The following is a 10,979-nucleotide window of genomic DNA, read 5'->3' as shown; positions in this document are numbered from 1 at the left end:
CAGGAACAAGATCGACAGCCATGTCGAGCGACTCTGCCGCAGCTCAGTGAGTGTCTACAGCAGACACGCCGAACTCATTCTGAAACCATCTCTTAGTCACTCACCCGGCGCCATGCGCCCAACGCCCGCGACGACGGCGAGACGCGACAGCATCGACCTAAGGCCTTGCCCGAACGAGAATCAGCAGGTCACACGAGTAAAGGCCGGTACCCGATGCTCTCGGATACCGGCCTCCGGCCTGTCGGGACGACAGGATTTGAACCTGCGACCCCTTGACCCCCAGGACGTCGGGGTAGACGTTTCCGCACGTCATCCGCGTCCGGAGACTGCTCGACGGAGAGGCTGGCGCAGGCAAAGTGTGGGAACGCGCGCAACGTGTGGTCCCCAGATGGTCCCCGACGCCGCTCCCCTGGCCCTCCTCGGCGTGAAGGGCGCTCCGACCCGTCGCCGAATGCCGGACACGGCTGATTCGTACAGCCTGACCTGCACCTCTGGGACCTTGCGGTGCTGCGTCGTACCGACGCGTGACCCTCCCGCTGCAAGAATGCTGCTGATCGGGCCTGCTGCGCGCGCCCCAGACCGCATAGCACGACCGGGTGATCAAGGAGGCGAACTTGGCCTACGCAGACATCCCACTGACCACGGCCATGCAGGAGGCGTGTGACCTACATGGGCCGGCCGCCCGGCTCTATGGCGGCGAAGAATCGGCCGCCTGGCGCGTGCGCGACCGAGTGATCCGCATCAGCGCACTCGACAAGGACCCGGTTCGGATCGAGTGGTGCCACCGAGTCGCCGCCGCAGCTCGCGCCGGCGGCTGCACCGAAGCACTCGTACCGCTACCACTGCCGGGCCGACACGGCGCCACAACGACGGTGATCGACAGACGAGTGGTGTCAGTCTGGCCCTACATCGACGGAGTCTGGGCACCGGAATCGCACACCGAGGTGACCCGCGCCGCCGCCCGACTGTTGGCGCGCCTGCACCGAGCACTGCTCCCCGCCGATCTACCGGCTCGACCACACCCGTGCTTCGTACAGGTCGGGCTCGATGGCCGCACGTCCTACGAGGACCCCCGCTTGCAAGATCCCCAACTCGACACATGGCTCGCTGAGTTCTCCGCCCGATCGCGACTGCAGCACCCTGTCCACGGCGACTACTACCACGGCAACCTGCTCACCACGCCGACCGATCCAACCCACATCATCGCCGTACTCGACTGGGACGAAGCCATGATCGCCCCACCCGAAGTCGACGTCGCCAGCGCAGCACTGGAGTTCAGCAACGGCTTCTGCGACGACATCGCCGACGCACGCCACTTCATCGCGATGTACCACCAGGCAGGAGGCACCGCAGAGCACCTCACCGACGAAGCAACGGTGCAGCTCATCCGACACCGTCTACGCCGCGACAGCGTCCACTTCACCCGAGCCACCGCTCTCGGCACCCCGTACGACGAACACGACCTCGCCTACCACCATCAACGGCTCGGCGCATTCGACAGGCTCCGACCACGATCCGCGCGAAACCCGCCACCGCGCCCGCTTTCAAGGCCACTGGGACGCCCGGTCACGAGCACGATCTACCTGGTCAGCCGTCCGTCCGTGTCCGGTGGTGTCTCATCGTTCTCTGGTGGGTTGCGGTCGGCGTTGTGGTCAGCGCGAGGGCGCTCAACTACCGCTGGTCACCGGCCTCGGCTCGCAGCTGCTCGACACCTGCGATGGCGCCAGGCGACGACGATGGACGCCACGCCGGTACCGAGCATAATCAGCGTGAGGAGGACGGACACGGGCTGGGACCGAGATCCAGACAGAGTAAGGATGGTCTGCAGCAGACTCGCACACGCAAATCCGATAATGATCCACGGGGTTGACGGCGGGATCTCGGTTCGCCCGCGTTTGCGGGAGCGGAGCATCACGACGGCCGCAAGAATGAGAAGAGCTGGGCCCACGAAGCCCAGCGGGATCGCGACCGTCGCGAAGATCGATTCCTCCGAGGCGGCGAGAGCGGGGGGCACCACGCCAGCATCCGCGATGTCGAAGCCTCACACCACCACCTGTCGGTGCCGGTCGAGGTCGACGTGATCCGGCTGGTGGTCGGCGAAGTAGTTGACCATCGCGGTGTGCTCGCAGCGGACGGCGTCGGGGCGCTCGTTCATGGCGTGGCCGATCTCGGTCCAGGTGGCTCCGCGGAGTCGGGCCTCGGTGATGACGTCCCAGCGGCCGGCGTGCAGGGACTCGACCAGCTCGGCGATGGTGCGCAGGACGTCGAGGGGCTCGACGGTCCGCCGGTCACGGACGTCGCGGTACTCGGCAGCGTCGGTGTGGCGGCCGTCAGCCTCGGCGACCCGGGCGCCGCAGTCGGCCCCGCTCCAGACGAACCAGTTCTGCATGGTGTCGAGCATCTGCGAGTAGGTGGGCATGATCCTGGCCTCCGCGAATCCGTGGGGCCTGTCGGCCCCGAGTTGGGGGGCGGGGTGCGTTCCCCCGCCTCCGCGCGGAGCGCCTGACAAGGGCTCGGAGGCTCAGGGTCAATGGCGGCCGGAGGCCGTCGGCGCAGCCGATGCGCAGCACCATTGATGCTGAGTGAGCCCGTGTGACGCTTCGGGGCCGTCAGGTCCCCGCCGGAGGCGGTCCATCGGCCGTTCTCGGCCCGCCCCGGCCTTGAGGGGCAGGTCTCCCGCTCGACGTCCGTCGGCCCGGCTCGCCCTCGTGATTGTGTTCGGACGCCGGCGTCTGCTCGTGGCCGCACCTTCGGTTCGTTCCGGCGGTGCGGCTTCTCGGCGTTTCGAGCTGGTCGACGGTGGCGGGCGTGCGCGCGCCGGTCGCCGGGCCGGAGGCAGGAGGCGGACGGCAGCGACGCCGCCCGTCCGGCCCGTCAGGGCCGGCTTGAAGACGTAGAGAAAGTCCTCACCGGACGGAGACCGCCGTGTCGCGGCTAGAAGACGTAGGGGTTCGTTGTCGCCCGGCGGTGTAGTCGGCAGGGTCTGCCGTCCACAGTTCTGATGACGGCGGCGGGCGCGAGCTAACGGCCGGCTACCTGCCGACGGTCAGGTGTAGGCGTGCGCGTCCAGTGCATGCCGGGGCATCGAAGGAGGAACTGTCGGTGAAGACGCTGAGGCTGGTGGCTGTGATCGCGGCTGCTGGACTGATGATGGCCGGGTGCGCGAACGGCACTCCGGACACCGACGCCCCGGTGAGCGCGCCTCACACCGCGGAGACTGAGGCTGTCGAGCCGGCCACTCAGGATCGCTCCCCGCGGGGAGCGCTGCCGAAGGAACTCGGGCAACCCGCAGGACTCGTGAACAACGACGGCACGACCTTGGCCGAGTTCGTCGTCCACGAGATCAGCGCTACAGCCGACTGCAACCCGTACTCAGATGAGCCGGTCAACGGGCAGTTCCGGACTCTGCGGATGACAGCTGCGACGGGGAACGACCCCGACGGCCTGCTCCCGATCGTGTCGTTCGGCTTCGGATGGGAGTACGTCGGTCCGACCGGACGCAGTGTGGAGGCGTCGACCGTCGAGGCAGCGGGGTGCGCGTTGGACGTTCCGCAGCAGCTCGGCCCGAACCGGAACTACGAGTTCGACGTGATCGTCGACATTCCGCAGGACGCGGCCGGCGGGGTGCTGGTCTTCAGTTCACCGGCCGTCGCGGAGGGCGGCTGGGAGTGGCAGGTCACGGACAGTACGGCCTGATCTGCTGCGGCTCGCTAGTCGTGTAGCAACGGGAGCAGGTCGCCGTACAGTTCCGGGGAGAGCGCGACCGTGCTGGTCGATGTCAGCGAATGCGGTTCACCGTGCCGGTCCACGACGAGGGCGCCGGCCTCGCGGACGAGCAGGCTTCCCGCGGCGGTGTCCCATGGCTTGTTGGCGAGGATGACGGTGGCGTCGAGCTTTCCGTGAGCGACCCATGCCAGGTCGGCGGCGGCAGATCCGACCATGCGGATCCGCTCGACGCGTTCGGCGAGTCGGGACGTGATGGCCAGGCGGTCGACGTTCTTCTCGGTGGCGTCGTCGCCGACGGCGTAATCGCCGAGGGAGACCATCGCGTCCTGTAGGGAGGCGGTGGGGCGGGATCGGATGGTCTCGCCGTTGCAGCGGGCTCCGCTGTGCTGGGTGGCGGTGTAGTGCAGGCCGATGGCGGGCAGGCTGATCAGGCCGACGACCGGTTGGCCGTCCTCGACCAGGGCGAGCGACACGGCGTAGAGCGGCAGTCCTCGGACGAAGTTCGCGGTTCCGTCGACGGGGTCGAGGACCCAGAGTGTCTCCCGGTCGTCGGATTCTCCTTCTTCCTCGCCGAGGAATCCGATATGCGGTGTTTCGTTCGCGAGGAACTCGCGGAGTTGATTCTCGACGGCGTAGTCGACCTCGCTGGCGATATCGCGGTCACTTTTGAGGGTGACCCTTCCGGGGTCGCGTGACGCGATGACGTCGAGTGCGATTTTCATGGCGGCCTGGCCGATTCCGATGAGGTCGGAGGCGGTCGTCATCGCGGTTCCGCGCGTTCCCAGAGCGATTCGAACACGCCTGTAAAGATACCGTACAAGCCGGTCTCGCCGTCGGAGGCGCGGTCGGCGATGAAGGTCGGTGCGTCCAATCCTCGCACGTCGGGCAGGTAGGGCTGAACGACGCAGGTCCGGTCGTCGACGATGGTGATGTTGAACCGGATCGTCTCGTCGTAGGTGCGGATGTGAAGGCGTTCGGCCGAGTCCGGGGACAGCTTCCGGCGGAGCCGCTCGGTCACCTCGATGTTCAGATCGGTGAGCATCGACAGGTGCCCGGGGGTGAGTCCTTCCTCGGCCTCGCGGGCCTGGATCGCCGCGCCGCGGGGTCGCAGGAACATCAGCTGCAGCGTGCAGCCGGCGTCGAGCAGCGCCCCCAGGGCCCGGTCGCCGTACTGCTGGCAGAGCATGTTCAGCGACAGCCCTGCCGAACGGACCGACATCGCGCCGTCGAACAGGACCGCGGGCGGGAGCTCGTGGGTGAACTCGGTGCGGCTGGTGAACACCGCGGACAGGTCCGCCAGACGGTGGGGCCTCTCGATGACCTGCGGGAGTTGCGCGGCCGCCCGGGGGCCGGCCTCAGCCGGACGAAGGCGAGGTTGCAGCGGCACCCCCTCGTGCCAGGGGGCGAACAGCTCGTCGGCGGTCCATCCGGGCAACATCGCTTCCAGGACGCGGCAGTGCCCCGGGTGCGGGAGCCGGGTCATCACCCCGCCGAGCCACCGGTAGAAGGTGGCCTTGCTCGGCCCGCCTCCGATCAGTTCCTTGTCGATCGTGCTCGCGGCCTTGTCGTAGGCCCGCACGAACTGCCGGTGCTCCTGAAGGTGCTGCTGCTTGAGCAGGTTCTTCAGGACCGTCTCCGTGGTCGCCATCAGTCCCCCTCCGTGGCCCTGACCAGCAGTCTAACCCTGATGAGACAAAAATGAGACTCATTCGGGAGAACGTGGGTCGAAGTGGTTCACGATCGCGACAGAGACGATCGTTTCACCAGGTCAGCCTGGTCTCAGTCGCTCCCGAGTGGTTCGGGTGATCAGCGGCTGAGTCCCAGGAGGACCGTCATGGCAACGATCAAAGTGGACACCAGCGGCACCCGCTACACCGTCGGTGCGGCGCCGCGTCCGAAGAACGACATGGACGGGCGGCAGCGCACCGACCGGCAGACCGGGACGCCGTTGTTCACCACGCAGCTGGTGAAGGTCGACGCCGAGGGCGCGGAGATTCTGACGATCACGACGCCGGGTGCACCGCAGGTTGATCAGGGCGCGGAGGTGCGTCCGGTCGGGCTGATCGCGATTCCGTGGCAGCAGGGCCAGCGCGCGGGAGTGGCGTTCAAGGCGGACCGGATCGAGCCCGCGCACGCGCCGGCATCGAAGGCGTCCTGACCCGCTCCCCGGTGGTCGGGGGTGCGGATTGTCCGGGGCTGACTTCCCTGCAGCCCCGGGTGTCCGCGCCCCCGGCGTTCGTCACTCGCTCGTGTCGGTGTTCGTTGCTCGTGCCTGGAAGGGCCCTGGTCATGGCTCGTACTGCATCGTCGTCCCGCTCGTTCGGGGTCGGCCGGTCCCGTGTCGATTCCTTCGAGATCATCTCCGCGCCGCCCCGGAACCCGGTGGTGCGGGTCCTGGCGCTGCTGCTGCGGCTGCGCGCCGAACTGTTCGTCCTGGTCGTGCTGCTCACCGCGTGGGTCGCCCTGGGCCCCGACCGCGTCCCCGGCCCGGGCGGGGCAGTGGTGGAGGTCCCCGGGACGGGTCTGGACCCGACCGGCCGCGCCCTCGTGTTCGCGGCGGCCGCCGGGGTGCTGATCGGGGTGCCGTGGACGCGCCGGTTCCTGTTCCACCGCGCCCAAGCGGTGCTGACCCGGCATCGGGTGAGGCAGGGCCTGTTGGAGTGCCGGGTCCTCAACGCCCGCTCCCGCGCCTGCCCGCTCACCGTGTGGGCCCGACCGACCCGGGTCGGCGAGGTCGTGTGGGTGATCCTGCGCGCCGGGATCGCGGCGCACACCGTGGCCGAGCAGGCCGAGGAACTGGCCTCGACGTGCTTTGCCCGCGAGGCCCGGGTGACGGCGTGGCCGAAGCTGACCACTGTGGTGCGGGTCGAGATCATCCGCCGTGATCCGCTGGAACCGAACCTGATCCGCTCAGACCTGTTCCGCTACGCCGCAGGCGACCCGCACGAACCCGGCTGGCCGGCCCCGGAGCCCGCCCCGGTGGTTCCGGCTCCGGATCGCGAGCCCGCCCGCCCGATGCTGCCGCCGGCGCCGCGTCCGGCGATCGACGGCCCGGCCGATGGTGGCCGGGGTGGGGACTGGTCGGACTATGTCTGAGCACCCGAACCCGGCCACCACGCCGCCGCCGCTGCCGCTGCCGCTGTCGTTGCCGGAGGGCCCGGAGCCGGAGCGGTGGGTGCGTCCGCTGCTGGTGGCCGCCCGCTGGGCCCAGGATGTCGCTGCGCGGCGCCTGGCTCGTCGTGAGCAGGCGGGGCCGTCGATCTGGGGACCGATCCACCTCGGCACCGGCGAGGACGGCCGACCGGTCCGGGTCCCGCTGATCTACCGCAACATGCTCCTGGCCGGAGAACCCGGCGCGGGGAAGTCGGTGGGGCTCAACAACATCGTCGCCCATGCCGCCCTGTCGGTGGACTGCCGGCTGTGGCTGTTCGACGGCAAGATCGTCGAACTCGGATTGTGGCGGAGCTGCGCGGAACGGTTCGTGGCCAACGACCTGTCCGATGCGATCTCGGCTCTGCTGGACCTGCAGTCGGAGATGGACTCCCGCTACGCCGTGCTCGACGACCAACGGCGCCGCAAGATCGCCCCCACCGACCCGGTGGCGCCGATCGTGGTCGTGCTCGACGAGCTGGCCTACTTCTCGGCCACCGTGGGCACCAAGCGTGAGCAGGAAGCGTTCTCGGTGCTGGTCCGCGACCTGGTCGCCCGCGGGCGTGCCGCGGGGATTATCGTCGTCGCCGCCACCCAGCGGCCGTCGGCGGACATCATCCCCACGTCGCTGCGGGATCTGTTCGGCTACAAGTGGGCGTTTCGCTGCACCACCGACACCAGCTCGGACATCGTGCTCGGGCACGGCTGGGCCGCGCGCGGGTACACCGCTGCGAGCGTGGCGCCGGAGGCGAAAGGGATCGGGTTCCTGCTCGCCGAGGGTGGTGTTCCGCGCCGGATCAAGGCCGCGCACCTGTCCGACGAGCAGGTCTATGCCCTGGCCGACCGTGCCGCGCGGCGACGGCTCGCAGCTGGGATCGCCCACGGCCAGGACCTCGACGACGCCACCGGCGGTGCGCCATGAGCACCCGCCCGACGACGGCCGAACTGGTCCACGCCGGGCTGCGCCGATGCGCGGCTGCCCGCCGTGAGGTCAGCGCCCGCTACGACCGCGGTGCCCTCACCGCCACCGAGTGGGCCGGCGCCCTTGCCGCGCTGCATGCCCGCGACGCCCGCTGGTGGGCTGTGCTCGCCCGCGCCACCGTCGCCGACCACTCGGTCCCCGTCGTCTACATCGCGGCCGTGTCCGACGCCGAGGCCGGCGCCCTGCACGCTGCGGCCGACTGGGCTCGTACCGCCCGCGAGTACACCCGCACCGCTGTGGCTCGGGTGGCGTGATGGGCACCGGCCACGGCTCGGCGACCGTCGACAGCCTCGCGGCGCGACGCCTGTCCCGCCTGGCCGGAACCACCCCTGCCACCGACCTCGTCACCGCTGCATCCCGGCGGGAGGACTTCGCGGGCTGGCTGCGCCACGTCACCCCCGCCGCAGGATGCGCCCACCCGATCCGGCTGTCCGGCACAGTGTTCCGCGTCGAACAGGCCACCGGCCGGATCACCTCCGAACGCCACACCTCGGAGATGCCCGACGGGCTGATCTACACCGCCTGCGGCAACCGCCGCGCGAGCGTCTGCCCCTCGTGCGCGGAGACCTACCGGGCCGACACCTTCCAGCTCGTCACCGCCGGCCTCGTCGGCGGCAAAGGCACCCCCGCGTCCGTGGCAGGGCACCCGTGCGTGTTCCTGACCGTCACCGCCCCCTCGTTCGGCCCGGTCCACACCCACCGCACCGACCGGAAAGGCCGGCCACTGCCCTGCCGGCCCCGTCGCGACGACACCAGCTGCGAGCACGATGTGCCGCACGCCTGCTGGGAACGCCACACCGACGACGACCCGCGCGTGGGCCGGCCGCTGTGCCTGGACTGCTATGACCACCCGCACCAAGCCGTCTGGAACCTGCACGTCGGCGAGCTGTGGCGGCGCACGATGATCGCCGCCACCCGCAACCTCCGTCAGCTCGAGAAGCTCACCGACGCCAAGCTCCGGCTGTCCTACACCAAGGTCGCCGAGTTCCAGGCCCGCGGCGCCGTGCACCTGCACGCCCTGGTACGCCTCGACGGCCGCGACCCCGACCCGAACCTGTCCCACCTGACCTTGGCGCCTCCGCCCGGGATCTCGGCGGCGCAGGTGGCGCTGCTGCTCCGCTCCGCGGTCACCGAGACCTCGTTCCAGACCGCGCCACACCCCTACCGCCCCGACGGCTGGCACATCGCCTGGGGCGAGCAGGTCGACCCGCGCCCGGTACGCCTCTCCGCCCGCGACCTCGACGACCGCGCGGAGATCACCACGACCGCCGTCGCCGCCTACCTGGCCAAGTACGCCACCAAGGCCACCGAGACCGCCGGGCACCTCTCCACCCGGCTGCGACCGGACACGGTGCGCTCCTACACCGACCACGCCACCCACGCCGGCCGTCAGATCGACGCCTGCTGGCGCCTTGGACAACGCCCCCGCGGCTACGACCCCGACGAGTGGGCGACGTCCTGGGGACGGCTCTGGCGATGGGCGCACATGCTCGGATTCGCCGGCCACTTCGCCACCCGCTCCCGCCGCTACTCGACCACGTTGACCGCGCTGCGGCAGGCACGGAGGGACTGGCAACGCGACCACGCCAACCCCCGCCCCGCCGCCGACGACATCGAGCACCTCGACGACGGCGAGGACACAACCGAGGTCGCCATCTCCGCCCTGCACTTCGCCGGCATCGGCTGGCACACCACCGCCGACGCCCTGCTCGCCAACACCGCCGCAGCCCAGGCACGGGCCAGGAGGCGCACCGCCCGCGAGGAACTGACCAGCACGACAGCCTGACCAAGCCCCGCAACCGGAGGTGATGACTATGACTGCTGATCTACTGCTCGGACGCTGGTACTCCACGGAGGAACTGGCGGAGCTGCTGAACGTCGACCCGTCGTCCGTGCGTCGTTGGCGGACCGCGCGGCCGCCCCAGGGACCGCCGTTCGTCCGGGTCTCGTCCCGGGTGACCATGTACTCGGCCGCTGATGTGGAGACCTGGTTGCGGAGCCGCCGCGTCGATCCCGGGAGGGCCGCGTGATGGCCCCTCCGGGTCAGGGGCTTCCCCTGGGCGTGACGATCCGGGGAGACATCGAGCATCGGCCGGACCGCCCGCAGCCGTATCGGGCCCGCGTCCGGTGGATGGACCCGGCCACGCGGCAGCGGCGGTCCAAGTCGGAGGCGTTCGACACCGAAGCCGCGGCCCACGGCTGGATCGAGCAGGTCCAGCGGCTCGCCACGTCCGGGGTCGATCCGCTCACCGCTACCCGCACGCTCGCCGACTACGGCGACACCGTCATGCCGCTCGCGCTGCGTGGGCTGGAGGCCAAGACCTACGACCCGTACCTCGCGGGCTGGAAGTACCGGGTGGTGCCGACGCTCGGCCACCTGTCGGTGCGCATGGTCACGAACGGTGCCGTCGATCGCGCGGTACAGCAGTGGATCGCCGACGAGTGCAGCCGCTCCACGGTGAAGAACAGCCTCGCCGTTCTGGTGCGTGTGCTCGAACAGGCCGTCCGGGACGGGATCGTCGACCGCAACCCCGCTCGGGTCACCGGTTGGCAGTACGCGTTTCGCCAGGCTGAGGACGAGCTCGACAACCCCAGGGCGCTGGCGCTGCCTAATTGGGAGGCGCTGAGCAGCCTGGCCGACGCGCTGGTCGCCCGGTCCTCCGGGCACTTCCGCGGCTGGGGCGACGTCACGATCTTCGCTGCGTGCACCGCGGCCCGGATCGGTGAGGTGTCCGGGGTCCGGGTCGCCGACATCGACACCGGCCGATGGCTCTGGACGGTCCGCCGGCAGACCACGCCCTCCCCCGGCGGCCTCGTCGACAAGGGCACGAAGGGCAAGCGGGCGCGGTTCGTCCCGCTGATCGCAGAGGTGCGCGAGCTGGTTCAGCACCGGATCGACGTCGTCGAGGGCCGGCCCGACGCCCGGCTGTTCACCGGGCCCCGCGGCGGCCGGATCACGACCGCGGTGTTCCGGGACGCCACCCACTGGGACGAGGTCGTCGCGTCACTCGGGTTCGAGCAACTGCGCCGCCACGGACTCCGCCACACCCGGCCTGACGTGGATGGCCGACGCCGGCGTTCCGGTGCACGTGCTCCGGAAGATCGCCGGACACGGATCACT

General features: G+C 70.1%; 11 protein-coding genes and 1 pseudogene. 9 read left to right on the top strand and 3 right to left on the bottom strand.

Features of this window, described 5'->3' with window-relative positions:
* Positions 1–596 precede the first annotated feature (596 nt).
* Positions 597–2,081, top strand: coding sequence for an aminoglycoside phosphotransferase family protein (locus tag ABZ881_RS28800; protein ID WP_358488829.1), 1,485 nt, complete (start codon positions 597–599; stop codon positions 2,079–2,081).
* On the opposite strand, the gene ABZ881_RS28795 is transcribed toward ABZ881_RS28800, so the two are convergent.
* Positions 2,042–2,419: a hypothetical protein gene (locus ABZ881_RS28795; RefSeq protein WP_358488827.1), complete on the bottom strand. Its 378-nt coding sequence runs from the start codon at positions 2,417–2,419 to the stop codon at positions 2,042–2,044. The genes ABZ881_RS28800 and ABZ881_RS28795 overlap by 40 nt on opposite strands.
* A gap of 683 nt (positions 2,420–3,102) precedes the next feature.
* On the opposite strand from ABZ881_RS28795, the gene ABZ881_RS28790 reads away from it, so the two are divergent.
* Positions 3,103–3,696 (top strand): hypothetical protein, encoded by a 594-nt coding sequence (locus ABZ881_RS28790; RefSeq protein ID WP_358488825.1) that lies wholly within the window; start codon positions 3,103–3,105, stop codon positions 3,694–3,696.
* Positions 3,697–3,710: 14 nt separating this feature from the next.
* Here ABZ881_RS28790 and ABZ881_RS28785 read toward each other — a convergent pair whose 3' ends face one another.
* Together ABZ881_RS28785 and ABZ881_RS28780 are read right to left on the bottom strand one after the other, a co-directional pair.
* The gene (locus ABZ881_RS28785) at positions 3,711–4,490 is read right to left on the bottom strand and encodes an inositol monophosphatase (RefSeq protein ID WP_358488824.1); all 780 of its coding nucleotides are present in this window, start codon (positions 4,488–4,490) and stop codon (positions 3,711–3,713) included.
* Positions 4,487–5,374 (bottom strand): DUF5919 domain-containing protein, encoded by an 888-nt coding sequence (locus ABZ881_RS28780; RefSeq protein WP_358488822.1) that lies wholly within the window; start codon positions 5,372–5,374, stop codon positions 4,487–4,489. Before ABZ881_RS28780 ends, ABZ881_RS28785 begins: the two co-directional genes overlap by 4 nt.
* Positions 5,375–5,575: 201 nt before the next feature.
* On the opposite strand from ABZ881_RS28780, the gene ABZ881_RS28775 reads away from it, so the two are divergent.
* The 7 genes and pseudogenes from ABZ881_RS28775 to ABZ881_RS28745 all read left to right on the top strand — a co-directional run.
* Positions 5,576–5,884: a hypothetical protein gene (locus ABZ881_RS28775; protein ID WP_358488821.1), complete on the top strand. Its 309-nt coding sequence runs from the start codon at positions 5,576–5,578 to the stop codon at positions 5,882–5,884.
* 131 nt (positions 5,885–6,015) lie between these two features.
* Positions 6,016–6,822, top strand: coding sequence for a hypothetical protein (locus tag ABZ881_RS28770; protein WP_358488820.1), 807 nt, complete (start codon positions 6,016–6,018; stop codon positions 6,820–6,822).
* Positions 6,815–7,798: an FtsK/SpoIIIE domain-containing protein gene (locus tag ABZ881_RS28765; protein WP_358488819.1), complete on the top strand. Its 984-nt coding sequence runs from the start codon at positions 6,815–6,817 to the stop codon at positions 7,796–7,798. The genes ABZ881_RS28770 and ABZ881_RS28765 overlap by 8 nt, the downstream gene beginning before the upstream one ends.
* Positions 7,795–8,112, top strand: coding sequence for a hypothetical protein (locus ABZ881_RS28760; protein ID WP_358488818.1), 318 nt, complete (start codon positions 7,795–7,797; stop codon positions 8,110–8,112). Before ABZ881_RS28765 ends, ABZ881_RS28760 begins: the two co-directional genes overlap by 4 nt.
* Positions 8,112–9,644, top strand: coding sequence for a replication initiator (locus ABZ881_RS28755; RefSeq protein WP_358488817.1), 1,533 nt, complete (start codon positions 8,112–8,114; stop codon positions 9,642–9,644). The genes ABZ881_RS28760 and ABZ881_RS28755 overlap by 1 nt, the downstream gene beginning before the upstream one ends.
* 28 nt (positions 9,645–9,672) lie before the next feature.
* Positions 9,673–9,888 (top strand): helix-turn-helix domain-containing protein, encoded by a 216-nt coding sequence (locus tag ABZ881_RS28750; protein ID WP_240051556.1) that lies wholly within the window; start codon positions 9,673–9,675, stop codon positions 9,886–9,888.
* Positions 9,888–10,847: pseudogene (locus ABZ881_RS28745) on the top strand (site-specific integrase); the annotation flags it as partial. The gene ABZ881_RS28750 and the pseudogene ABZ881_RS28745, both read left to right, overlap by 1 nt.
* Between the last annotated feature and the right edge of the window lie 132 nt (positions 10,848–10,979).

The organism is Pseudonocardia sp. NPDC046786 (assembly GCF_040645415.1).
GTDB classification, from domain to species: domain Bacteria; phylum Actinomycetota; class Actinomycetes; order Mycobacteriales; family Pseudonocardiaceae; genus Pseudonocardia; species Pseudonocardia kongjuensis.
This window is presented reverse-complemented; position numbering and strand designations above follow the sequence as displayed.

Coding starts and splice junctions, on each gene's coding strand:
- ABZ881_RS28765 (WP_358488819.1), top strand. CDS start 6,815: ATGTCTGAGCACCCGAACCCGGCCACCACGCCGCCGCCGCTGCCGCTG.
- ABZ881_RS28780 (WP_358488822.1), bottom strand. CDS start 5,374: ATGGCGACCACGGAGACGGTCCTGAAGAACCTGCTCAAGCAGCAGCAC.
- ABZ881_RS28785 (WP_358488824.1), bottom strand. CDS start 4,490: ATGACGACCGCCTCCGACCTCATCGGAATCGGCCAGGCCGCCATGAAA.
- ABZ881_RS28795 (WP_358488827.1), bottom strand. CDS start 2,419: ATGCCCACCTACTCGCAGATGCTCGACACCATGCAGAACTGGTTCGTC.
- ABZ881_RS28760 (WP_358488818.1), top strand. CDS start 7,795: ATGAGCACCCGCCCGACGACGGCCGAACTGGTCCACGCCGGGCTGCGC.
- ABZ881_RS28770 (WP_358488820.1), top strand. CDS start 6,016: ATGGCTCGTACTGCATCGTCGTCCCGCTCGTTCGGGGTCGGCCGGTCC.
- ABZ881_RS28750 (WP_240051556.1), top strand. CDS start 9,673: ATGACTGCTGATCTACTGCTCGGACGCTGGTACTCCACGGAGGAACTG.
- ABZ881_RS28755 (WP_358488817.1), top strand. CDS start 8,112: ATGGGCACCGGCCACGGCTCGGCGACCGTCGACAGCCTCGCGGCGCGA.